At 39.7% G+C, this 23,426-nt stretch carries 25 protein-coding genes; 1 reads left to right on the top strand and 24 read right to left on the bottom strand.

All coding sequences use genetic code 11. The features are described from left to right. Window positions 1-34 precede the first annotated feature (34 nt). From aroA to ACQKL5_RS02830, 20 genes are all read right to left on the bottom strand, one after another. Window positions 35-1,321 (bottom strand): 3-phosphoshikimate 1-carboxyvinyltransferase, encoded by a 1,287-nt coding sequence (aroA, locus tag ACQKL5_RS02925; protein WP_427606511.1) that lies wholly within the window; start codon window positions 1,319-1,321, stop codon window positions 35-37. A 26-nt stretch (window positions 1,322-1,347) separates the two neighbouring features. After that, a complete protein-coding gene (locus ACQKL5_RS02920) occupies window positions 1,348-2,451 on the bottom strand; it encodes a prephenate dehydrogenase (protein ID WP_427606510.1) in 1,104 nt (367 codons plus the stop codon). 45 nt (window positions 2,452-2,496) lie between these two features. After that, window positions 2,497-3,609, bottom strand: coding sequence for a histidinol-phosphate transaminase (hisC, locus tag ACQKL5_RS02915; RefSeq protein ID WP_427606509.1), 1,113 nt, complete (start codon window positions 3,607-3,609; stop codon window positions 2,497-2,499). A 63-nt stretch (window positions 3,610-3,672) separates the two neighbouring features. Next, entirely contained in the window at window positions 3,673-4,041 is a 369-nt protein-coding gene (gene aroH / locus ACQKL5_RS02910) for a chorismate mutase (RefSeq protein ID WP_427606508.1), read from the bottom strand. Between the two features lie 25 nt (window positions 4,042-4,066). Continuing rightward, complete coding sequence (gene aroB / locus ACQKL5_RS02905) at window positions 4,067-5,146, bottom strand: 3-dehydroquinate synthase (RefSeq protein WP_427606507.1); 1,080 nt, start codon at window positions 5,144-5,146, stop codon at window positions 4,067-4,069. Window positions 5,147-5,149: 3 nt separating this feature from the next. Then, on the bottom strand, window positions 5,150-6,322 hold the full coding sequence (gene aroC / locus ACQKL5_RS02900) for a chorismate synthase (RefSeq protein ID WP_427606506.1): 1,173 nt from the start codon (window positions 6,320-6,322) through the stop codon (window positions 5,150-5,152). A 277-nt stretch (window positions 6,323-6,599) separates the two neighbouring features. Continuing rightward, complete coding sequence (locus ACQKL5_RS02895) at window positions 6,600-7,370, bottom strand: CheR family methyltransferase (RefSeq protein WP_427606505.1); 771 nt, start codon at window positions 7,368-7,370, stop codon at window positions 6,600-6,602. A 189-nt stretch (window positions 7,371-7,559) separates the two neighbouring features. Then, window positions 7,560-8,006, bottom strand: coding sequence for a nucleoside-diphosphate kinase (gene ndk / locus ACQKL5_RS02890; protein ID WP_402869169.1), 447 nt, complete (start codon window positions 8,004-8,006; stop codon window positions 7,560-7,562). A 96-nt stretch (window positions 8,007-8,102) separates the two neighbouring features. Next, window positions 8,103-9,065, bottom strand: a complete 963-nt coding sequence (gene hepT / locus ACQKL5_RS02885) for a heptaprenyl diphosphate synthase component II (protein WP_427606504.1) — start codon at window positions 9,063-9,065, stop codon at window positions 8,103-8,105. Between the two features lie 28 nt (window positions 9,066-9,093). Beyond that, window positions 9,094-9,810: a demethylmenaquinone methyltransferase gene (locus ACQKL5_RS02880; protein ID WP_427606503.1), complete on the bottom strand. Its 717-nt coding sequence runs from the start codon at window positions 9,808-9,810 to the stop codon at window positions 9,094-9,096. Window positions 9,811-9,813: 3 nt separating this feature from the next. Further along, the gene (locus ACQKL5_RS02875) at window positions 9,814-10,641 is read right to left on the bottom strand and encodes a heptaprenyl diphosphate synthase component 1 (protein ID WP_427606502.1); all 828 of its coding nucleotides are present in this window, start codon (window positions 10,639-10,641) and stop codon (window positions 9,814-9,816) included. Between the two features lie 247 nt (window positions 10,642-10,888). Further along, window positions 10,889-11,134, bottom strand: a complete 246-nt coding sequence (gene mtrB / locus ACQKL5_RS02870) for a trp RNA-binding attenuation protein MtrB (RefSeq protein ID WP_427606501.1) — start codon at window positions 11,132-11,134, stop codon at window positions 10,889-10,891. A gap of 20 nt (window positions 11,135-11,154) precedes the next feature. After that, the gene (gene folE, locus ACQKL5_RS02865; RefSeq protein WP_402965312.1) at window positions 11,155-11,721 is read right to left on the bottom strand and encodes a GTP cyclohydrolase I FolE; all 567 of its coding nucleotides are present in this window, start codon (window positions 11,719-11,721) and stop codon (window positions 11,155-11,157) included. 281 nt (window positions 11,722-12,002) lie between these two features. Continuing rightward, entirely contained in the window at window positions 12,003-12,275 is a 273-nt protein-coding gene (locus ACQKL5_RS02860; protein WP_318683240.1) for an HU family DNA-binding protein, read from the bottom strand. 500 nt (window positions 12,276-12,775) lie between these two features. Beyond that, on the bottom strand, window positions 12,776-14,254 hold the full coding sequence (gene spoIVA, locus ACQKL5_RS02855; RefSeq protein ID WP_427606500.1) for a stage IV sporulation protein A: 1,479 nt from the start codon (window positions 14,252-14,254) through the stop codon (window positions 12,776-12,778). 233 nt (window positions 14,255-14,487) lie between these two features. Then, window positions 14,488-15,210: a hypothetical protein gene (locus ACQKL5_RS02850; protein WP_427606499.1), complete on the bottom strand. Its 723-nt coding sequence runs from the start codon at window positions 15,208-15,210 to the stop codon at window positions 14,488-14,490. A 16-nt stretch (window positions 15,211-15,226) separates the two neighbouring features. Then, window positions 15,227-15,424, bottom strand: a complete 198-nt coding sequence (locus ACQKL5_RS02845) for a DUF2768 domain-containing protein (RefSeq protein ID WP_402869182.1) — start codon at window positions 15,422-15,424, stop codon at window positions 15,227-15,229. Window positions 15,425-15,807: 383 nt separating this feature from the next. After that, complete coding sequence (locus tag ACQKL5_RS02840; RefSeq protein WP_427606498.1) at window positions 15,808-16,854, bottom strand: NAD(P)H-dependent glycerol-3-phosphate dehydrogenase; 1,047 nt, start codon at window positions 16,852-16,854, stop codon at window positions 15,808-15,810. Between the two features lie 16 nt (window positions 16,855-16,870). Beyond that, a complete protein-coding gene (gene der / locus ACQKL5_RS02835; protein ID WP_427606497.1) occupies window positions 16,871-18,181 on the bottom strand; it encodes a ribosome biogenesis GTPase Der in 1,311 nt (436 codons plus the stop codon). A gap of 475 nt (window positions 18,182-18,656) precedes the next feature. Further along, window positions 18,657-19,271 carry a YphA family membrane protein gene (locus ACQKL5_RS02830; protein WP_427606496.1) on the bottom strand — a complete coding sequence of 205 codons (615 nt, stop codon included), beginning with the start codon at window positions 19,269-19,271 and terminating at the stop codon, window positions 18,657-18,659. A 117-nt stretch (window positions 19,272-19,388) separates the two neighbouring features. Between ACQKL5_RS02830 and ACQKL5_RS02825 the strand changes: the two genes are divergently transcribed. Next, complete coding sequence (locus tag ACQKL5_RS02825; protein WP_427606495.1) at window positions 19,389-19,523, top strand: YpzI family protein; 135 nt, start codon at window positions 19,389-19,391, stop codon at window positions 19,521-19,523. A 50-nt stretch (window positions 19,524-19,573) separates the two neighbouring features. On the opposite strand, the gene fni is transcribed toward ACQKL5_RS02825, so the two are convergent. The 4 genes from fni to cmk form a co-directional block, all read right to left on the bottom strand. Then, window positions 19,574-20,620 (bottom strand): type 2 isopentenyl-diphosphate Delta-isomerase, encoded by a 1,047-nt coding sequence (gene fni, locus ACQKL5_RS02820; protein WP_427606494.1) that lies wholly within the window; start codon window positions 20,618-20,620, stop codon window positions 19,574-19,576. A gap of 20 nt (window positions 20,621-20,640) precedes the next feature. Beyond that, window positions 20,641-21,777, bottom strand: coding sequence for a 30S ribosomal protein S1 (gene rpsA, locus ACQKL5_RS02815; RefSeq protein WP_427606493.1), 1,137 nt, complete (start codon window positions 21,775-21,777; stop codon window positions 20,641-20,643). 207 nt (window positions 21,778-21,984) lie between these two features. Continuing rightward, a complete protein-coding gene (locus tag ACQKL5_RS02810; protein WP_427606492.1) occupies window positions 21,985-22,572 on the bottom strand; it encodes a lysophospholipid acyltransferase family protein in 588 nt (195 codons plus the stop codon). Beyond that, a complete protein-coding gene (cmk, locus tag ACQKL5_RS02805) occupies window positions 22,569-23,243 on the bottom strand; it encodes a (d)CMP kinase (protein ID WP_427606491.1) in 675 nt (224 codons plus the stop codon). The genes ACQKL5_RS02810 and cmk overlap by 4 nt, the downstream gene beginning before the upstream one ends. Window positions 23,244-23,426: the final 183 nt, after the last annotated feature.

Here is a 23,426-nt window from a genome sequence, read left to right as displayed (position 1 = left end):
TGCAGAACCTCACTGTCTGCAAACTTTTCTCACTTCACTTTATCAAGTATGATAAATGTTCAAAAAATTGAGGATAAGAAACATCAATCGCTCCCGGGTCTTCAAGTCCAACTTCACCATCCGTAATCAATGCCGCTATCGCTAGCATCATTCCAATACGGTGATCTCCATGGCTCGTCACCATTCCGCCCGTTAGGGATTTTCGTCCCTTGATAATCAAACCATCTGCAGTAGGCGTTATATCAGCTCCAAGGATGGTAAGCTCATCGGCCACTGTATCTATCCTGTTTGTCTCTTTCACCTTTAATTCACTAGCATCCTTAATTGTGGTAACACCTTCCGCTTGGGTGGCTAGGAGAGCAATAATCGGAATTTCGTCAATTAAGCGCGGAATCAAGTTACCACTGATCGTCGTCCCTTGTAAATGGGAGCTTCGTACAGTTACGTCCCCTGCTGGCTCCCCCTCACCTTCGTGTAAATCGACCGTTATATCCGCTCCCATAGCCTCCATTACTTCGATAATGCCCGTTCTTGTTGGATTAAGCCCTACGTTTTTCAAGACAACTTCACTATTCTTTGTAATCGCCGCAGCTACCATAAAGAATGAAGCCGAAGAAATATCACCCGGCACATGTATAGTGGTTCCTTTAAATGATTGGTTTCCACACACTTTGATTGTGTGACCATCTTTTTCGATTTTCCCACCGAATTGTTGGATCATCCGTTCAGTATGGTCACGGGTCGCTTCTGGTTCGACAATGATTGTTTCTCCTTCAGCCTGAAGACCTGCAAGAATTATTGCAGATTTGACCTGTGCACTCGCTACAGGCAATTGATAGCGAAACCCACGTAATTCCCCTCCCCTTATGGAAAGCGGCGTGTATTCACCGTCTCTACGTCCGTCAATACGTGCTCCCATCTCCCGAAGTGGGTTCACCACTCTTGTCATCGGGCGTTTAGCGATTGAGGAATCACCAGCGAGGACTGCCGTAAAATCTTGTCCCGCCAATATACCTAGCATTAAACGAATTGTCGTTCCAGAATTTCCGACATCCAGAACTTCACGGGGCTCTGTCAAACCATTGAACCCTTTTCCTTCTATACGGACCTGCTTGCCATCTTGTTCAATGTTAACGCCAAGCTGCTTGAAACAGGAGATTGTACTTAAACAATCCGCACCAGGTAAAAAATTAGTCACCTTCGTAACTCCATCAGCAAGCGCTCCAAACATAATCGATCGATGTGAGATAGACTTGTCTCCTGGTACTGCAATCGTACCCCGTAAAGATTGAATGTTCGTCTGTAAACTTTTAGTTTTCATACAACCATCCTTCAGCTATTTTATAGTTATGCCAAGATTGTTTCATAATCGGTATGCCTTGCCACACAATCTGCGGCTTTAATACGGTCTTCCTCCGTCTGGAAGCTTATCACTAATACACCATATATTTCTTCCCTGGTTTCGATGATGCGTATATTCGTTATACTGATTCCTTCCTGTGCCAAATAACCGGTGATTTCTGATATGACACCCGAGTAATCAGGTATATCAATATATAAATCATAAAAGGCTGGGATTGCCCCTTTCATATTGCTCGGCAAGTCGTCCCTATATATCTTGGCATCAGTAAAGAAACGAAAAATTTCCTCACCATCTTCATTGGCTACAAGCTCTTTGATATGTTCCATTTCCTTTAACCAATCATTCATCAAACTTAATAGTACATCACGATTATGTAATAAAATATCACGCCACATTTCGGGATTACTAGAAGCTATTCTAGTAATGTCACGGAAACCTCCCGCAGCAAGCCTTGAAATCAGATCATTCTCCTGACTGTATACTTCCGCCTGTTTGACAAGTCCTGAGGCGATAATATGGGGGAAATGACTGATTACTCCTGTAATTCTGTCATGAGTAGCAGGCGAGACGACCAAAAAGTTAGCTCTTGTGCCGCTTAACCATTGTTTTAACTGCTCTATTCTTTCTTCCTCGACATGTTCCGTTGGAGTGAGTAAATAGAACGCATGCTCAAATAAGTGCAATTTGGCTGCCCCTGCCCCGCTCTTGTGGGAACCGGCCATTGGATGGCCCCCAATGAAAGTGTAGCCCCTATTCACCAAGCTATTCGCTGCGTTCACGACGGTTGTTTTTGTACTTGCAGCATCTGAAATAATGACATTCCTTTTCAAATCTAAATGCGCTAATTCCATTAAAATCCGTACCGTTTCATTGACGGGCACCGCCAATAAAATCAAATCGGCTTCACAAGCACCTGCTTCAAGAGAAGATACGGGATCATCAATGATTCCTAATAATGCAGCCAATTGTGAATTTTTTTTACTTACATCATAGCCAACAATTACAGCGTCAGGATGAGCATGGCGGATAGCCATGGCTAAAGATCCACCAATTAGTCCGAGGCCAATAACAAAAACCTTTCCCTTCAATCTTCTCTCCCCCGCTTCTTTTGCTTCTCTACCTTTGATGAAAGATTAATATAATGAATTAGAAGGCAAAGCCACTTCATTCAAGAATGATTTAATGGTACGAATCATTCCCTCATTTTCTTCTGTCGAACCTATCGTTACACGGACGCTATTTGGAAAACCGAATGATTTTCCGGATCTCGCAATATATCCTCGCTCGAGCAAATACTGAAATACTACATCTGCATCATGTTTGAAATGGATGAAAATAAAATTACCTTGAGAAGGGTAATAAGCGAGATTTTCCGCATCGCAAAACTCATAATATTGTTGTAGGCCTTTTTGGTTCTCCGTCCTACATTTTTCGATGAAAGATTGGTCCTCTAGTGCCACGACAGCGATTTTCTGCCCAAACGTATTTACATTGAATGGTTCACGCGATGGATCTAGCTTCTGGATGATATCTTCATCGGCCAATCCATAGCCGACTCTAAAACTGGCAAGTCCGTAAATTTTTGAAAAGGTTCGTAGAATAATCAGATTCTTATATTTATTGATCCATTGATTGGTACGAGGATAATCCTCTGCCACTGCATATTCACTATACGCTTCATCCAAAACAACAAGTACGTCTTCAGGAACCTTTTCAAGGAATGCTATTAAATCGGGTTCGGGAATGTATTTCCCTGTCGGATTATTAGGCGTACAGATCCAAATAACAGATGTATTCCCATCAATGGCTTTAAGCATACCATCTAAATCATGAGCTCCATCAATGTGCGGAACTTCTCTGATTTCTGCCCCTTCAAGGGTAGCATTATGACGATACTGCGAAAAAGTTCCCGTTGCCATAACGGTATTTTTGCCCGCGCCAAGCAAACTTCTGGAGATTATTTGGATATTCTCATCGGATCCATTCCCGAAAATAAGTTGTGTCTCCTTTACCCCTGTATGGTTCGCAACAACCTTTCTAAGTGAAGTTGCATATCCATCAGGATAAATAGCAAAGGAATGTGTTGCATTTTTTATGCTTTCCTTAACTTTTTCGGAACACCCAAATGGATTTTCATTTGAAGCAAGTTTCACTATCTTCTCCAACCCATACATTTTCTTCACTTCATCGGTTGATTTTCCTGGTTGATAAGATTTTAAGGAAAGGACCGCTTCATTCCATTTCATATCATTCACCCCTATTTTTCTACTTTAAAGCAACAAAGTGTTTATATGCTATTCTTGCCTGAATTAAAATTTATTGGATAAATCCGGTCTCAAAACGGTGGCTCCTGCCTGATATACATGCTCAATTTCTCTTTGCGATTTTGTCGTTTCTACATGGAGCATCACTCTTATACAAGAGGGCAAAGAATTTGTCACCGGAATTTCCTGCATACAAGTGACAGGTACATATGTCCATCCTTCAAACTTTCGAAGGGCCTTGGCAGGAAAGACGGAGCGTATATCATCCGTTGCAGAAAAAAATACGGAGGCAACCATCTCGGGATCAATATCGTTGTTCCGAATAATTTCTTCCAACAGTAGTTCAACAGCAGTCATCACTTCTACTTCTGTGTCGTTCTCTACCGTTGTCGCGCCCCTTATTCCTCTAATCACACACGATTCCCCCAATTCTTTTCATTCACATTAGTTCATCCATTTCTTCCAGCAATAACGAATCATCCATGTCCATTAACAAGGGAGAACCCAATTGACTGAGCAGGACAAACGTGGCACCGCCATTAACGGATTTTTTATCTGTTTTCATCAAATGAAGCAACACTTCTTTTTCAAGCTGTCGAGGTATGGTTGTTTGATACCCTAAAGAGGAAACCCATTGAATGAACTCGTTAAGGTCAAAATCCAGATCCTGTTTCTTCTTGCTTAATTTAAGAGCATAAACCATTCCTATTAAAATAGATTCGCCATGAGTAAAGTTGCCATATCCCATGGAACCTTCAATTGCATGCCCGAGTGTATGACCGAAATTTAAAAAGGCACGAATTCCCGTTTCTTTTTCATCCTTTTCTACGATGGAAGCTTTTATGCTAATCCCCTTCGTAATCATGGTTAAAAACTGTTCATCCGTTATATTGTTTAAATCAACAATATTTAACCTTAACCAGCGATAAAACCCTTCATCGGCAATCAATGAATGTTTGATCACCTCTGCAAAACCCGATCGTAACTCTTGTAACGGTAGCGTATGTAAAAATTCCAGGTCATAAATGACCGCTTCAGGCTGGTGAAAGGCGCCAATCATATTTTTCCCTAAAGGATGATTGATGGCAACCTTCCCCCCAACAGCACTATCATGAGCAAGCAAAGTCGTTGGAATCTGAATAAACGGGATTCCTCTCATAAAAGTGGCGGCCACGAATCCTGCCAAATCCCCTACTGCACCACCACCAAGCGCAATAATCAAGGACTTTCGATTAAGCTGATGGGATAACCCATAGCTTTGGCACTCATAAAACACATCAAATGTCTTAGCATGCTCCCCTTCAGGCACTACATGTTGCAATACGGGTACCCCCGTCTTAATCAATGCTTTTTTGACTGTTTGCAAATGTAACTCTGCTACTTTCTCATCCGTAATAATTAAAATCTTGCTTAGGTGACTAAATTCATTCGTTATAAAATCCGAAAGCTCATTAATCACGTTCTTGCCTATTAGGACTGGATATTGCTTGGAAGCCGTTTTAATTTTTATGGATTCCATCTTTTAAAACTCCTTTACTTCTTCCCGATAAGTATGTAAGTATTCTTCCAGTCGATCAAAACGATCCGAAGGGAATTGCTCCACAATTGCCGTTGCTAATTCCCAGGCCACTACCGCCTCTGCAACCACAGCTGCTGCTGGAACCGCGCAACTATCCGATCTTTCGACACTTGCTTCAAATACTTCTTTTGTGTCGATATCAACACTCTTCAATGGTTTATATAACGTCGGGATTGGCTTCATGACGCCTCTTACCACAATCGGCATACCAGTTGTCATACCACCTTCAAAACCTCCGAGACGATTCGTTTTCCGATAATACCCCTTATCCTTGTCCCACATTATTTCATCATGGACTTCACTGCCGAATCGATGAGCCGCTTCAAATCCTATGCCAATCTCGACTCCTTTAAAGGCGTTGATACTCATAACAGCTGCTGCGAGCTTGGCATCTAGTTTGCGGTCATAATGCACATAACTTCCTACGCCCACTGGCATACCTTCAACAATGACCTCAACGACTCCTCCAATAGAGTCTCCTTTTTGTTTTGCATCGTCAATCGCATCTTTCATTTGCTGCTCGACATTCTTATCAAAACATCTTACTGAAGATTCTTCCGTCACTTCTTGTAACTGCTGAATCGTTTCATACTGAGGAGGGTCGGCCTTAACGCCACCAATTTCCAGGACATGTGAAGCCACTTCAATTCCTAATAACGATAATAATTTCTTAGCAACGGCACCAGCTGCCACACGTACGGTGGTCTCACGGGCTGATGAACGCTCTAATACGTTCCGTAGATCACGATGCCCGTATTTGATGCCCCCATTTAAGTCGGCGTGACCTGGACGAGGACGTGTAATTTTACGTTTGATTTCTTCAGCTTCTTCCTCCGATAGTCCTTCACTTCCCATAATCTTGGTCCAATGTTTCCAATCATCATTCTCGACCACTAGTGCAACTGGTGACCCCAGCGTGTAGCCATGTCTGATTCCAGAAGATATGAAAGCTTGATCCTTTTCAATCTGCATTCTTCTTCCTCGCCCATGACCTTTTTGTCGGCGACCCAAATCTATGTTTATATCTTCATTCGTAATTGGCATACCTGCCGGTAAACCTTCAATAATAGTAGTTAGCTGCGGACCATGTGATTCTCCAGCCGTTAAATATCTCATTTCCCTGCCCCCTTTTAGCACTTTAAAGGATTTATGTATCAATATAACACAATTTTAAGAAAAGTGGGAATACAGTTAATTGTAAAATCATTTTTTCTTAGTTTTTAACACTTTTCTTTTATTATTTTACAACTTCTCAAACCATTTCGATATAGTTTAATCTTTCCCAATCAAACATTTTCCTCTCTATATCTGTACCCAAATCACCCTATAGTCCATTAGTAACGATAAGAAAAAGGGCTGATTGTAACATTCAGCCCCCTTACCTAAAGTAAATTTACTTTTTCTTATAAAAGAATGTGTCAATTGTTTCAAATTCATATTTTCCAGGATTGAAGATTTGTTCTGTACTGCCGACAAAAAATACTCCACCACTTTTCAAAGATGCGCTGAATTTATCATATAAAAGAGATTTTGCATCCTCCGTGAAGTAAATCAAGACATTTCGACAAACGACTAAATCAAAACCGTGGTCAAATCGATCCGCAAGTAGATTATGTTTCTTAAACGTTACCGTTCGTTTGATTTCATCTTCGACGCGGTAAAAATCATCTTCTTTTTTAAAGTACTTCTTTAGCATGACTTCTGGCACTTCATTCAAGGATCGCTCAGGATAAATGCCCATTTTAGCTCGAGCGAGTACATTTTCATCTAAGTCCGTCGCCAATATTTCAATTTGGTTTAAAGGAACAAGATTCGATAAAATCATAGCGATTGTATATGGCTCTTCCCCAGTAGAACAGGCAGCGCTCCAAATCTTCAATTTTCTTTTGTTCTCTAATAAAGAAGGGAATACTTTTTTCTCCAATACTTCCCATCTCTTCGAATTTCGATAAAACTCAGAAACATTGATTGTCATTCTGTCTAAAAACTCATTTAAGACTTTTGAATCCTTTTGAATGTCTTTATAATATTCACGGAATGATTGATACCCTCTTTTTTCATAAAGAGAAGTAAGGCGACGTTTCATTTGACCTTCTTTATAAGAAGACAAATCGATGCCTGTCAACATTTTGATATTTTGAATGAACTCTTCATATTGAGGCATACCTGTGACTCCCCCGAACATTTTCAATTTATGTAGTTCTTTTCTTTATATCGGAGTGGACTCAACATTCTTTAAATAAAAATGGTGCTTTACGACTATATTTTTTCAAAACCAAAAGATACCACAAAAAAGCGGGTACTATCGCTTCATAACGATAGTACCCGCTTCCTACTCATATTTAGCTATTGATTAGTAAACCCATTCGTTAGCAATTTTAGAGTATTCAACTAGTTCTTCTTCTTTGAAGAATAAGCCGATTTCACGTGCAGCACTTTCAGCTGAATCTGATCCGTGAATAATATTTTTGCCTACAGTCACTGCGAAATCACCACGGATAGTAGCAGCTGCTGCATCTTTAGGATTAGTTGCACCCATCATTTGACGTGCAGTTGCAATTACGTTTTCACCTTCCCAAACCATTGCGAAAACAGGGCCTGAAGTGATGAAGTCCACTAATTCGCCGAAGAATGGACGTTCTTTGTGCTCTCCGTAATGTTGCTCAGCTAATTCCTGAGAAATGACCATTAACTTTGCTCCAGCTAAAAGAAAGCCTTTCTTTTCGAAACGAGAAACGATTTCACCAATCAAATTACGTTGAACGCCGTCAGGCTTAACCATTAAAAACGTTTTTTCCATAAATGTCACTCCTAATATGTATCGTTGTTATTTGCCTTTATAAGGCAATCCTTTTAAAATACTACCATGGTTTGTCAAGTTGCGCAACTGCAAGAGTTAAAACTTTCTTTTACCAATATTTTTAGCTATATCGGATAAAGTCTTCCTAGCCTTTATTGCCGGAAGGCCCTTCAATTCGTAGAAAGCCTTTTCTAAATAAAGATCACTAATCTTCGCTGCCTGTTCAATAGCACCCGAAGATTTTATAGCAGTGATGATTTTGGACATGTCTTCTTTAGACGTATCCTCCCTAACCGTTTCAATTAGCTTTTTTAATGTTGGGTTTTCCATAGCAATCAAGACTGGTAAGGTAATATTCCCTTGGATCAAATCGCTGCCTGCAGGCTTACCCAATTCTTCTTCAGATGCGGTGAAGTCCAGGATATCATCTGTTATTTGATAGGACATACCCACATAATATCCGAACCTAAATAGTTTTTGATGGATTTTCTCATCAACGCCGGCTGCAATGGCCCCTAACTGGCAGCTTGAAGCTATCAATAACGCTGTTTTTCTCTTTATTCTCCGCAGATAAATCCGCCAATTTTGATTGAAGTTGTATTTATCTTTAATTTGCTCAATTTCCCCTAGACACAATTCAACCATGGTGTCTGCGAGTATCTTATGTGCAAGCGGAGCCTCAATCACGGCCATCATTTCTAGCGCTCGTGCAAAAATGAAGTCGCCTGTATACATGGCAACACGATTGTCCCATTTTGATTTAATCGTTGCTGATCCTCGGCGTAAATCTGCATCATCGACAACATCATCATGTACGAGTGATGCAGTGTGTATCAGCTCCAAAGTCGCCGCAACATGCTTTACTACATGGATATCATAATTGCCAAACTTCGCCCCCAATAGGACGAATACCGGGCGAATTCGTTTACCTCCTGATTGCAGTAAATGTAGCGAAGCTTCCCTCAAAACTGTGGAATCCGCTACTATAGCCGCTTCTAGTTCTTTTTCAATTAAATGCAAATCTGTATTCAAAAAGGAATACATCATTCTAAATTTCATAAATTCCACCCAGCTTTGTCCATTGCTATTATGCTTTATTTGAAGGCTTATATCCGAAATGTGTTGCAGCAACGCCACCGAAATGTGCTTTATAGCTCACTTTTTCCATGCCTGCCTGCTTGAACATACTTTCAAGTTTTTTCATACCTGGGAAGTCGCGTGCTGATTCTTGAAGCCATGAATATTCGCTATAACTTTTAGCGAACAACTTGCCGAATACAGGCATGATAAAACGGAAATAAAAATAATATCCCTGTTTGAAACCTAGCATCGTTGGCTGAGAAGTATCGAGACAAACGACCATTCCTCCCGGTTTGACAACACGGTTTAATTCTTTAAGTACTTGCATGTAGTCCGGGACATTCCGAAGTCCAAAACCAATCGTTACGTAATCAAAGCTATTATCATTAAAAGGGAGCTCCATTGCATTCCCATGCATAAGAGAAACATGGTCCAATTTAAGATCTTTAACTTTTTGTTCGCCGATTTTCAGCATGTTCTTACTGAAATCCAGACCAATTACTTTCCCTTCCGGTCCCACTTCATTAGCGAGCGCAATGGTCCAATCCGCTGTTCCACAGCAAACATCAAGCGCATGGGCGCCCTTTGGAACTTTCATTATGTCCATGGTTGCCTTCCGCCATTTAAGATGCTGTTTAAAGCTGATGAGGGAATTCATCTTGTCATAATTACCGTATATCTTCTCAAAAACATGATGAACCTTTTGCTCTTTAGACTGTTCCATGGCTCAACCTTCTTTCACACATGAATTCGCTTGATCTTTTGTTTGCTTAAGTATCTCGCTCACTCTTTGTAAGATTTCTTCATTTTTCTTTGTTAAATTCTGAGAAGAAAGCATGACGGCTTTTTTAACTTCTCTTAGGCACTTATCCATTTCCATCAGCACTTGTTCTTCCTTTTCTGAAGGATGAACTTCACTCTGATCCTTATCAAGAATTATGTTCTTCATATTATCAATGACAACCGATTGGCCGGTACGCAAGTAGTTTGCCTTTTCAGCCACCAGGCGATTCAGGAGAAGCAGGTCTCCCGATAACTCCATCCAGTCTGGTCGTTTATAAAACTCGGCCATATTATAAACAAGCGAGGCTTCAATTGCCTTTAACGTTTTTAAAAGTGTAGGAATGTCACGTACACTCTTTTGATAAAGGATAATTTTATTATCGTTAATATTTTTAATCGCACTTGAAAGAACACGAATCATTTCAATATTTCCGATACTCGCAAGCCCTTGATAGTATAAACCGCTATAATAATCACCTGCTAGGACTTGTAATTGCCGGTTCTTCAAGACTTCAGGCATTTCCTCCGCCCCTTCGAACGTATTAGAGACGATTTCGTGGGTATCAAGGGCTATTTGAACAAGCATAGTCGACTTAATGTATTGATCCCGTTCTTCGTTTAGCACGTCCAACTCATTAAAGAGGCCCCAAAGTAATGTTAGTTTATTTTCATCAACAAATGGCTTTTGGATATATTTAAGTAAATATGGATGATGTGCTTTTGTTTCTATCGTTTGTTTTAATTGTCTTATGTCATTCGTTATGTTTAACAATTGAGATCACCTTTGCATCCCCGAAAGATAATTTTTTCATACATGTTGGTTTTTTATCTGTGTAAAATACACATTATTATACCATAAAAACAATCAGTTGAAATGAACAACGTTTATAAAATGAAACATCCTTTAATATGGCGTCTTTTATTCTTTCTTAACTGATGGATGCAGAAGTTGACTTAATTAAAAGCAGAATTGGTGAGGAACTATATGCATATCCCTGCAAATGACAACAGTTAACTAGTTACTTCATGGCTGTATTCTTTTTGGAATCACTTTCTATTTCTCCGTAGGGCGTATAAATCTTTGCATGTCCTCTAATTTTTATGGCAGATGTATGTTCTGTGAATTGTGCTATCATCACTTCTCCTGAATCAAGCTTTTCAGAGTGGTGGAATTTGGTATCAGTCCCTCTAGTTAATCCAATGACATTCACGCTATCTTCTATGGCTTTAATGATAACAAAATCACTTGAAAATTTTTCATCCATTCTCTGTTCCCCCTCTTTACTTAATCTTTAATGAATGCCAATACTTCAGCCCTTGTGCGGTGGTCTTTTGCAAACGACCCCCTCACTGCAGATGTCACAGTTTTAGATCCGGGTTTTTTCACGCCCCGCATTGTCATGCACATATGTTCAGCTTCTACCACCACCATCACACCATGCGGTTCAAGTTTTTCCATAATGGCATTAGCTACAGTGGATGTAATGCGTTCTTGCAATTGAGGACGTTTTGAAACCGCCTCAACAGCACGAGCTAACTTACTCAATCCTGTTACTTTTCCGTTTTTAGGAATATAAGCGACGTGGGCTTTACCATAAAAAGGGACTAAATGATGTTCGCATACCGAGTAAAATGGAATATCTTTTACGAGAACGAGCTCTTCATGATCTTCACCAAAAACGGTATCAAAATACTCTTTCGGATCCTGTTTTAACCCTGAAAATATTTCCTCATACATCCTCGCCACTCGCCCTGGAGTATCCAGCAGCCCTTCTCTCTCAGGGTCTTCCCCAACAGCCTCAAGAAGCATTTTCACCGCTTCTTCTATTTTTGCATGATCAACAGTTGCCATTCCCTTACCTCCTATTTAATTTTCAAAAAATATGTATGAGTAAAAACACAAGGCAAACACCCTGGCATTTAACGTTCCATTATCAAAAAAACTAGTTTTTCTTCATTTGATCCGATGACCAATTAACAAAACGAATTCATTCAACGATTCTTTTTTCTTAATTACTTTTTTACAGTATTCACTGCCTTTTATAATAGCATAGATAGAAATTAAGAAGCAAAAAAAGACCGCGTATGCACGCGGTCCTTTTTTCGGTTAAGCACCCGTATGTAATGGTAAAATTACTTTACTGCATCTTTCAGGGCTTTACCAGGTTTGAAAGCTGGCACTTTGCTAGCTGCTATTTCGATTTCGTCACCAGTTTGTGGGTTACGACCTTTACGAGCCGCACGTTCACGAACTTCAAAGTTTCCAAAACCGATCAATTGTACTTTATCTCCAGATTTAAGAGCTTCTAAGATTGTATCAAAAACAGCATCAACAGCTTTTGTAGCGTCTTTCTTAGAAATTTCAGTTGCTGTAACAACTTCATTAATCAATTCTGTTTTGTTCATGCCATTCACCTCCTCCCAAAAGGATCTTTATAAAAAATCATTATTACAATTCGATAATAGTGATTTGATATTTAATTCAGTGGGAAATTCCGCACCTGCCAATCATGTGTTGCCTAGAAAAGGAACACATCAACAAAGTTAAAAAATAGGTTGAAATCGCTGTTATAACGCGTTTTCTGTATGTAGATTATCACAAATCCTATTCGCTTAGCAAGGGAATTCAAAAAATAATGGGAATCTTTTCATAAAAAATTGTATAATTTATAAATTTTGTCTCCCACTAATCATCATTTCCCTATTTTATAGAAATTAAACTTCCACTACTACTCAAAATCGCATAACAATAGGGTTTTTAGAGTATCTACTGAAAAATCATCCACTTTGGGCACAATATTTTATTGATTAGCTCTTTTTTCAGTTCTTTTACCTAGTGGGGAAGGAATATCCTCCAAAACAAAAAGACCAATCCCATGAAGGAGTTGGTCCAGCCAATATTTTACTTATAAAATGATCGCTATTAATCCTCCACTACCTTCATTGATGATTCTTTCGAGGGTCTCTTTCAACTTATAGCGTGCATTATCCGGCATCATGGCTAATTTCACCTGAATGCCTTCTCTAACATACGAACTTAGGCTTCGACCGAAGATATCTGAATTCCAAATGGATAGTGGATTGTCTTCGAAATCCTGCATTAAATACCGCACTAACTCTTCGCTTTGCTTCTCTGTGCCAATGATAGGTGAAAATTCTGATTCCACATCAACCTTTATCATATGGATAGACGGTGCGACGGCTTTTAATCTTACTCCGAACCTGGCTCCCTGACGGATGATTTCCGGCTCATCTAGGCTCATATCATTAAGAGATGGAGCCGCTACACCATATCCGGTTTGTTTAACCATTCTCAAAGCATCTGCTACTTGATCATATTCCGCTTTGGCATACGCGAAATCCTGCATCAGAGATAACAGATGGTCCTTTCCTCGTATCTCAACCCCGACGATTTCCTTTAAAATATCATCATATAGTTCATCTGGAGCGTACAAATCGATTTCCGCTACACCCTGCCCCATCTCAATCCCGGCGAGTGCGGCATGATCAATAAACTCAAACTCATTGAAATGGCCCACTACACGATCGACATCTCTTAGACGCTTAATGTCCTTTACGGTCTCTTTAACCGCTTCCTGATAGCTTTCTCGTAACCAATGATCCTCACGAAGGACCATTACCCAGCTCGGAAGATTAACATTGACTTCAAGAACCGGAAATTCATAAAGAGCTTCACGAAGCACACTATATACATCCGATTCTCTCATCCCTTCAACACTCATCGCCAATACCGGGATATCGTACTTTTCTTGCAATGATTCTTTCAGCGCGACTGTGTTAGGGTGATGTGGTTGCACGGAATTAATAACCATGATAAACGGCTTACCAACCTCTTTCAATTCCTCAATGACCCTTTCCTCCGCCTCTAAATAATCACTGCGGGGAATCTCTCCAATTGTTCCATCCGTTGTGACCACGATTCCTAAAGTGGAGTGATCTTGGATTACCTTTCGTGTGCCAATTTCAGCTGCTTCATTGAAAGGAATCGGTTCTTCATACCATGGAGTATGAATCATACGGGGTCCATTTTCGTCTTCATATCCTTTGGCCCCAGGTATTGTATACCCTACACAATCAACCAAGCGAATGTTCACTTCTAGACCTTCTGCCACCTGAATGGAAGCTGCTTGATTCGGGACAAATTTAGGTTCAGTCGTCATGATCGTTCTTCCGGCTGCACTTTGTGGTAATTCATCTTGAGCCCTTGCACGGTCAGCTTCAGACGGTATATTCGGAATCACGACAAGCTCCATGAATTTTTTTATAAATGTAGATTTCCCTGTTCTGACAGCACCGACTACACCTAAATATATGTCTCCACCAGTTCTTTCAGCTATATCTTTAAAAATATCTACCTTTTCCAAGGTATCCCCTCCCGAATTAGCGTTTTGGGATCACGATTATCCATTTGCTCATGTTTAGGACACTATATGTCTATGATGTTGTCCGAAAAATCCATTCCGATTATTCCCTTCTTACCAATACCTTCCTCCACCAACAGATTTTATATAAGGGTTGTTATTTTAAAAGTAAGATAAAATGAAGATAAAGAAATAACCCTTCCCCTACAATATATTTTGTAGAAGAAGGGTTATGACTATTTTGTGAGAAATATTGGGCTTTTGTTTTTTTCATCTATCGTATATGGCAACGAGTAAGCTGGTACAAATTCCGATTTTTCCACCAGAAGTTCACGAATATCTTTGCCGGGCTTGATTTTTCCATCATACTCCTGCAGTACATCATACAAATCTGGAGTGTAATCAACAAAGAGATTCCCATCCCCGTCCACCACTAAATAGAGATCCTTTTGTGAATAAGGGCTCGTAACCGTTGGCGCTTCCTTCAGGCCCATCTTTTTATAATCAAGCGTAAAGACATTTCCCGCCACCCTCTCTTTAAAAGGGGGATAACCATTGCTTTGCTGATATGACTTCAACCTTAAAGAAACTTCTTGAATTTTCTGAGCCATCCGGACATCCAAAAGCTTGACTGTCGGATCATCTTCCACATTCACTAAGACGTATTGAAAAACTCCTCCTGATTCATAAGCATTATCAGGCGGCTCCGCCATATACCTCGGTGATATCTTAGTGAATTTGATTACGTACTTTTGATAAATCGGCGTTTCAGCTTCCTTCGTGACAATAGGCAGAATGCCGCCCTCGTCTTCTTTAAATTGATCCACAGCACTTTGAACGGATTGCATTTGCTCTTTGTATGGTAATTGATTTTGAACTTTTTGCTTCTGAGGATACAGACATCCTGTCAATAATCCAAAGATGCATAATAAACATAATATTTTGAAAGAATTTTTCATCATTTCTCCTCACCTTTTAAGTGGTTGGGCCGCTCAGAACAACGATAAGGATGATCAAACCGGCTAGAAGCATAAGTATGTATGCAATAATTGCAGTTAAGCCTTTCCATATTCCTTTAAGTTTATAACGACTTCCGTAAATAAGTAAGATAGAGATAACCATAAAGCCCATAGCTATGAAGGATATCCACATTTTTTGTAGAGCTGGTGTCAAATCATCATCACTCCTTTTTCCAGAAATTATTATAACATACCAAAATACGTTAAAGGTATTAAATAGTTGTCCAACAATTTAAATTATTCCTTAATAATTGTTTTTGATTGTTAAAAGGATGATTATTAAGGGCGGGAACACTTCTCCGTACAACAGAACAGAAATGAAATCCACATTAGACACATCTAACTTTACACTTTCATTACATAAACAGTTTTCTACATAAAAAAAAAGCAGAAGATAATTAAATATCTTCTGCCATTTGACTAAATCCCCCGTGCCGAGGTCAAATTACTAGTTTACTTTCGTTGCATTGTATGCTGATACCTGGTAAGGGGCATCCTCAAATGCCCATTTTAACGAAATATTTTATGGAGTCAATTTTACTGCCTGCTATCCAATATGTTAAAAAGCTCTTCCATTTCATTCGTTTTTGAACGATTCATCAAGAGATCAACAGCCTTTTTCACTTCTTCCCCATTAAACAACACACGGTATAATGCTTCAGTGATTGGCATGTTTACATCGTACTTATGTGCTAGCTGGTAGGCCGCTTTAGTCGTTCTGACCCCTTCAACGACCATACCCATATTATCTAAAACTTCTTCTAGATTTTGACCTTTACCCAGCAAATTTCCTGCTCTCCAGTTACGTGAGTGCACGCTTGTACAGGTTACGATCAAATCACCGATACCCGCTAATCCTGAAAACGTAAGAGGGTTGGCTCCCATTGCAACACCGAGACGAGAAATTTCTGCAAGACCACGCGTGATCAATGCAGCCTTCGCATTGTCCCCATAGCCTAGCCCGTCTGTTATACCAGCAGCTAAAGCAATTATGTTCTTTAAGGCTCCCCCGATTTCTACACCAACTATATCCGGATTAGTATATACACGGAATGAATGATTGATAAAAAGATCCTGAACCTTTTCTGCCGCTTTCATATTTTTTGATGAAACGGCAACTGTAGTTGGATGACGTTTACTGACCTCTTCGGCATGGCTTGGTCCTGAAAGTACGACTATATCTTTAAGCCATTCTGGCGAAGAAACTTCCTCTATCATCTCAGATATGCGTAGAAGGGAATCTGGTTCAATCCCTTTACTCACATGTACAATCGTAAGAGGATTTTCATGAACCGCTTCAATTTTGCCAAGGACTTCCCGATAAGCTTTCGTCGGAACAGCCAAAATGATCGTTTCAATGCCAATTAAAGCCTCTTCCATGGAGGAATATCCTTTAATCCCTTTAGGCAACTCAATCCCTGGCAAATATTTATTATTAGTATGTTCTAGATTTATCTCATCAATCTGCTTCTCATTATGCCCCCATAATCTTACATCATGATGGTTATCAGCTAAAACCATGGCTAAAGCGGTTCCCCAGCTCCCTGCACCAATAACTGCGATACTTTCCTTTACTTTCACCATTGTACATACCGCCTTTCTATTTTCTTTGGCGTCCAAAAATACGTATCGGTGTTCCTTCGAATCCAAAAGCATCCCGAATACGATTTTCTAAAAATCTCTCATATGAGAAATGCATTAACTCTGGATCATTAACGAATACAACGAAAGTAGGTGGCTTGATTGCTACCTGAGTCGTATAGTAAATTTTCAAACGGTTACCATTATGAGTTGGTGTTGGATTCATAGCTACTGCATCCATAACCACTTCATTCAATATATTTGTTTGAACACGAATAGCATGGTTTTCACTAGCCCGATCAATGACCGGCAACAAAGTATGTGTACGTTTTTTAGTTAACGCTGATAAATAAATGATTGGTGCATAATCCAAAAATTGGAAATGAGCACGAATCTTCTCTTCGAAATCCTTCATGGTCTTTTCATCTTTCTCGATGGCATCCCACTTATTGACTACGATGATTACTGCTCTGCCAGCTTCATGTGCATATCCAGCAATTTTTTTATCCTGTTCACGGATACCTTCCTCTGCATTGAGGACAACTAGAACAACATCTGATCGTTCTATAGCCCTTAAAGCACGAAGTACGCTATATTTTTCTGTACTTTCATACACTTTCCCTTTTTTTCGCATTCCTGCCGTATCAATGATCACATATTCCTTGCCATTATATTTATACGGTGAGTCAATTGCGTCACGGGTCGTTCCTTCGATATCACTTACGATGACACGCTCTTCACCTAATAAGGCATTAACCAGCGATGATTTACCGACATTCGGGCGACCGATCAAACTGAATTTAATTACATCGTCCGCATAGTCCTGTCCACCATAGTTAGGGAAATGTTTTGCGGCTTCATCTAAGAGGTCACCTAGCCCCAATCCATGCGAACCTGAAATTGGGAATGGTTCCCCAAAACCTAACGCATAGAAATCATAAATCTGATCTCTCATTTCCGGATTATCAACTTTATTGACAGCCAGTACGACGGGCTTTTTGGACCTATAGAGAATCTTAGCTACCTCTTCATCAGCTGGAGTTACGCCTTCGCGTCCATTCGTCATAAAGATAATAACATCTGCTTCATCAATGGCGATCTCAGCCTGAGAACGGATTTGTTCCAGGAATGGCTCGTCACCAATATCGATTCCACCTGTATCTATGATGTTAAAGTCATGCGTTAACCATTCACCTGAACTATAAATTCTGTCTCTTGTTACTCCTGGAACGTCCTCAACGATTGAAACACGTTCTCCCACTATTCTATTAAAGATTGTTGATTTACCAACATTTGGCCGACCAACGATCGCAATTACCGGTTTTGGCATTGCTATTCACCCTTTCTGCTACTATATCTCTGTCAAAGTCACGAAACTCTTGGGTGCATTCTCTTCAAATTTCATCTGCACTGTGATTTTCATTATTTCCTTTTAAGGAAAAGGCTGTATTCATCATCATATAAAGAAAACTTCCACAGTACAAAAATTTTATACTGTTGGCAAGTTATACGTATCATGCATTGAAAGGCATATGTCTGCTTACTCCCTTGTCCCTAAGGTGACATAAACCTTATCAACCACTTGCTAAACATAATTAAAATGAAGACAGCCAAAAAGCCTACGGCATTCAGCTTCCATTTAATTAGAGCACTTTACGATTTATCTACAAACCTCTAACTATCCTATAGTAACAAATTTCTCACTAATCAACAATGTTTGTATGCATAAAAGCCTCTATCTTACAATATTCCCCTAATAATACTAAAGCATTAAAGGATTTTGCATAAAAAAAAAGCAGACTTATCTATTGAGTGTAGTGCTCCTTTCTCTCCTTCGACAAAAATCTTGTCTGTGATAAAAAATATCCGCTTAATAGCTCGAGCGCTCTCCATAGCGCGTTTGCAGCTAGGACCAAGACTGCCTGATCATGCCATGCATAGGAAAGGGCCACATAATTAAATGAATGAAATTGAAGGAGGGAAGTATACACAATATCTCCAAGGATCATACCTATTAACAGGACAGACATTCTTCGTTTCCAGTCTTTAAAAAGCATGAGTATTACATAATTCAGGAGGATACAAAGAAGATAGGGTGCCTTCAAGATAAGCCAAATCGGATCAAGTAAAGAGAATAACTGAAAACTTGCGTAGGCAAGAGCTATTATCAAGCTACCTATGACAACCTCTATCGTCTTCATGAGGGATAGTTTTCGCATATAGATACAAAGGATGAAGAAAAGATAGATACCGCTTAAATGTATAGTTAAAGGGGATATCTCAAGGGTATAACCAACAAGGACCATCGTGGCTAACAGGTGAAAAAGATAATCAAAGCGATAGGCAACGGTATTGGGAATAAAAAACATGATGCTAATCCACACTAACCATGAAACCCAATAAAAGAATACCCCATCCATAACAGTTCCCCCCTTTTTAAGAAACATTATGGGTTATTTACGTTAGGAATAAACATGTTTTTTTGACATGTGTCAAAAATGCAATTCATTCACGAAAAGTAAAGGAGGTGGAATCCATTGGGAAAAGACCGTCAAGAAAAGAAATTGAGAGAAAGTAAACGTGTGGAATCAGATCGAGACCAGTCTCTGGAACACAAAGGTGCAACGAAATTAGAAAGTCCTGAAGAGGCTAGAAAAAGGAACCGTACTTAAGAACAAAAAGAAGCACCTCTATTTATTAAGATAGTAGGTGCTTCTTTCATTTATCTGGCATAGACAGAACAATCTATGCCTCTTTGAGTTAGCCAGTGAAAGGTATCGCCGGCAATGACCATCTTGGTCTTTCTAAGCTGGGGCAGATTGATGGCGCCAAGTGCCGTCATAATGAATTTTAAATCTTCATGTATGTAATTTACTTCTTTAATTAACTCATCCAAGCCTCTTTCTTTATGCAACTTTAAAAAATGACCGGCTACCCCTATCCCTTTCGCTCCTAGAGCTAGACTCTTTGCCATTTCCAAAGGATTTTGAATACCTCCAGAACCAATAATGGACAACTCGGAAGAAACATTGACTGCCTCTATTATGGATCCAGCTGTTGGAATACCCCAATCGTTGAAGTAATCGAGTATTTGAGAGCGTCTTTCATTTTCAATCCGAGCGAAATTCGTCCCTCCGTATCCACCCACATCAATGATCGAAACACCGACAGAACGCAATTGTTCTACGGCTTCCTTGCTCATTCCAAAGCCTACTTCCTTTACTATAAGCGGAACAGCTAAGCTTTTATTAATTTCTTCTATCCTAGACAGTATACCTGCAAAGTTTCTATCTCCTTCAGGCATCGTCAACTCTTGAATGACATTGACATGAATTTGAAAGGCATTAGCCTCAATCATATCGCTTGCCCGCTTTACCTGTTCAACAGTAGCTTCACCACCAAGGTTTCCAATTAAGATTCCATTGGGGTTTTCCTGTCTTGCCACTTTATATGAAGCTATCTGACTAGGATCTTTAATAGCTCCCATTTGTGAACCAACAGCCATTGCCATTCCAGTTTCCCTTGCAGCAATAGCCAGTTCCCTATTTAGTTTTTCAGTTTCAACTCCGCCACCACCGGTCATCGCATTTATAAAAATTGGCGAACTTAGTGTAAGTCCGCCAATTTCCGTTGTAAGATCCACATTATCCAATGAAATCTCTGGTAAGCTTTGGTGAACAAACGAAACATCTTCTAACCCGGATTTACGCTGCTGACCTGTTTTCAATGCAATGTTTATATGTTCTAATTTTCGTTGTGCTCTCTGCAAGGCTCTCTCCAATTATCATCTTATTTTAGTTTTTTTAATTGATCACCAATCATTTCTCCCAGCTGAAAACCTTTCGTTTCCGCAGGAACTTCATAATCGGACGAGTAATCTGATTGTGGGTCTTCTAGTTCTTTTATGCTTAATGACAACCGTTGTTCCGCTTCATTGACATCCAGAATCTTCACTTTAACCGACTGGCCCTCTTGTAGGACTTCTTGCGGCGTTGCTATATGTTTGTGAGATATCTGTGAGATATGGACCAGACCTTCCACTCCCGGGAATATCTCGACAAAGGCTCCAAAGGAAACGAGGCGTTTAACGATGCCCTCTTGTATAGATCCCTTTGCTGCTTTATCAGCGACATCCACCCAAGGACCGGGTAACGTATCCTTTATGGACAGTGAAATCCTCTCATTATCGCGATCAATAGAAAGAACTTTCACCTGTACTTTATCGCCTTCCGTAACGACGTCAGATGCTTTATCGACATGTTGGTGAGAAAGTTGCGAAATGTGAACAAGTCCGTCCACACCACCAATATCAACGAAAGCTCCAAAATCGGTTAGTCTTTGAACTGTCCCTTCAATCACTTGGCCACTTTCTATCGTATCAAGAACACTTGCTTTCTGTTTTTCCTTTTGTTCCTGGACGACCGCTCGATGTGAAAGAATCAAACGGTTCTTATCTTTCTCAAGCTCTACAATCTTGAATGTTAAAGTTCGGTTTTTGTAATCAGAAAAGTCTTCAACAAAATAGTCTTCTACTAGAGAAGCGGGAACAAAACCACGTACGCCTAGATCTACAACAAGTCCGCCTTTGACAACATCTTTTATTTCTGCTTCAAAAACGACTCCACTTTCAAATTTTTCTTCTAGGTCATCCCAAGCTTTAAGTGCATCAATTTTACGTTTTGATAGAATAAGAGCTTCTTCCTCAACTTTGATAACTTCAAGTTCTAAGATGTCTCCCTCTGAGACGGCATCAGACGCTTTTTCGACATGAAGGCTAGACAACTCGCTGATAGGAATGATCCCATCGGACTTGCTGTTTTCCACATCGACAATAACCTGTTTTTCTTCTACCTTTGAAACGGATGCTTTTACATGATCCCCAACATTATAGTTGTTCACTTCTACTTGATTCATCTCTTCTGTCATTACTAACTCCTCCTTAACCCATGACTGATCTGCAAATTCATCGGCCACATATTTTATTTAAAGTGATTTAAAAAAACACTTTCTATAAAGATAAAACAGCCTCTTTTTAGAGTAGCAAGGTACAATTCCCTTTTTTATTCCTTTAAAGGAATATTACCCCTATTTTATAAATTCTAACAAATTCAGTGAATTGTCAAGCGTAAAGGATTATTTATGCTCAGAAATCAATTTTCCGATGTGGTGCATCACTATCTTGGTAGCTTCATCAGCTGAAATCCTATTCTCTCGATATTCTTTAAAATCAATAGGTGGTCCATAAACGACCTTTAAAGGGCGTAAAAATCTATATGGTCCTATTATTGCACAAGGAACGATTGCAGCTTCAGATCGCAATGCAAAAAAACCGGCTCCAGCTAATCCTTCTTGCAATTCACCTGTTTTACTTCTTGTACCTTCGGGAAATAGCCCAAGCACTTTGCCTTCTTTTAAAAGTTTCAGACCTTTTCTAAGTGATTCCCGGTCGCTGTTGCCCCGCTTTACGGGAAAAGCGTTTACCCTAGGTAATATACCCTTTAATAGGGGGGCATGAAACAATTCTTCCTTCGCCATGAAGTGAATGTCCCTAGGAGACGTCATTCCAACGACGGGCGGATCCAAATTATCAATGTGATTGGCACAAATCAGAACGCCTCCCTCTTTTGGTATATTTTCCTTCCCTAACGTTTTAACCCTGTAAGCGGGTGTTAAAACGCCTTTTACGACGTTTTTGCCAAAAGTATAAAAATCCAAGGTCATCTTTTCCTTTCTTCTATCAATGACATGATGCTCTCTGCTACTTCTTGGATTGATAATGAAGTCGTATCAATCTCTACAGCATCCTTTGCCTTTTTCAAAGGGGAAACTTCTCTCTCGGAATCGAGCTTGTCCCTCGTAGCAATTTCCTCTTTTAATACTTCAATGTCAGAAGGAAAACCTTTTAGAATATTTTCCTGATGTCTTCGGTGAGCTCTTTCATCCACAGAAGCAATGAGGAATACCTTAACTTCAGCATTTGGCAGCACATGGGTACCTATATCTCTGCCATCCATGACAACTCCGCCATTTTCTCCAAACATTTGTTGCCTTTTCACCATCTCTTCGCGAATGCTTCGGTGCTTTGCTACTTCTGAGACAGACTTAGTTACTTCATTGTTCCTAATTTGAGTAGTAACATCTTCATTATCCACAAACACCATTTGTCCCGTCTCACTTGGTTTTAAAGCGATATCGGTATGGATCAGGATATTGAATAAAGCGTTCTCATCATTCAGGGGAACCCCGTGATTCAACGCTTTATAAGTTAGTGCACGGTACATTGCACCTGTATCTACATATATGTAATTAAACTTTTCTGCAACAATTTTGGCAACCGTACTTTTTCCAGCAGCGGCTGGCCCATCGATTGCAACTGATAATTTTTTATTCATAAATCCTCCCAAGAATCCTACGATCATGATGATAGTTTACTGCCCTTTCATTTTATCACAATTAGCAAGAAAAGATTAATAAAAGGGTGAGCGAAGTGAAAATCACATCAGTAAAAGAAAGCCTATGATATCCATCAATATTTTTTACTTCTTAATGAAATATTCAGAAATAAACACGAGAAT

The organism is Peribacillus sp. NPDC097675, assembly GCF_050277655.1.
Taxonomy (GTDB): domain Bacteria; phylum Bacillota; class Bacilli; order Bacillales; family DSM-1321; genus Peribacillus.
Note: the sequence above shows the minus strand (reverse complement) of the source record. Positions and strands in the feature narration are given on the sequence as shown.

Bases quoted from the DNA above. Each gene is read 5' to 3' on its own strand.
- ACQKL5_RS02840 (WP_427606498.1), bottom strand. From the start codon at position 16,854: ATGGTGAAAGTAAAGGAAAGTATCGCAGTTATTGGTGCAGGGAGCTGG.
- ACQKL5_RS02830 (WP_427606496.1), bottom strand. From the start codon at position 19,271: ATGGATGGGGTATTCTTTTATTGGGTTTCATGGTTAGTGTGGATTAGC.
- ACQKL5_RS02860 (WP_318683240.1), bottom strand. From the start codon at position 12,275: ATGAACAAAACAGAATTGATTAATGAAGTTGTTACAGCAACTGAAATT.
- der (WP_427606497.1), bottom strand. From the start codon at position 18,181: ATGCCAAAACCGGTAATTGCGATCGTTGGTCGGCCAAATGTTGGTAAA.
- ACQKL5_RS02895 (WP_427606505.1), bottom strand. From the start codon at position 7,370: ATGCCTCAATATGAAGAGTTCATTCAAAATATCAAAATGTTGACAGGC.
- mtrB (WP_427606501.1), bottom strand. From the start codon at position 11,134: ATGGATGAAAAATTTTCAAGTGATTTTGTTATCATTAAAGCCATAGAA.
- ndk (WP_402869169.1), bottom strand. From the start codon at position 8,006: ATGGAAAAAACGTTTTTAATGGTTAAGCCTGACGGCGTTCAACGTAAT.
- ACQKL5_RS02880 (WP_427606503.1), bottom strand. From the start codon at position 9,810: ATGGAACAGTCTAAAGAGCAAAAGGTTCATCATGTTTTTGAGAAGATA.
- hisC (WP_427606509.1), bottom strand. From the start codon at position 3,609: ATGAAATGGAATGAAGCGGTCCTTTCCTTAAAATCTTATCAACCAGGA.
- ACQKL5_RS02810 (WP_427606492.1), bottom strand. From the start codon at position 22,572: ATGACCTTGGATTTTTATACTTTTGGCAAAAACGTCGTAAAAGGCGTT.
- aroB (WP_427606507.1), bottom strand. From the start codon at position 5,146: ATGGAATCCATAAAAATTAAAACGGCTTCCAAGCAATATCCAGTCCTA.
- aroA (WP_427606511.1), bottom strand. From the start codon at position 1,321: ATGAAAACTAAAAGTTTACAGACGAACATTCAATCTTTACGGGGTACG.
- ACQKL5_RS02850 (WP_427606499.1), bottom strand. From the start codon at position 15,210: ATGAAAAATTCTTTCAAAATATTATGTTTATTATGCATCTTTGGATTA.
- rpsA (WP_427606493.1), bottom strand. From the start codon at position 21,777: ATGACAGAAGAGATGAATCAAGTAGAAGTGAACAACTATAATGTTGGG.
- folE (WP_402965312.1), bottom strand. From the start codon at position 11,721: ATGGCAACTGTTGATCATGCAAAAATAGAAGAAGCGGTGAAAATGCTT.
- cmk (WP_427606491.1), bottom strand. From the start codon at position 23,243: ATGAATAAAAAATTATCAGTTGCAATCGATGGGCCAGCCGCTGCTGGA.
- hepT (WP_427606504.1), bottom strand. From the start codon at position 9,065: ATGAAATTTAGAATGATGTATTCCTTTTTGAATACAGATTTGCATTTA.
- aroC (WP_427606506.1), bottom strand. From the start codon at position 6,322: ATGAGATATTTAACGGCTGGAGAATCACATGGTCCGCAGCTAACTACT.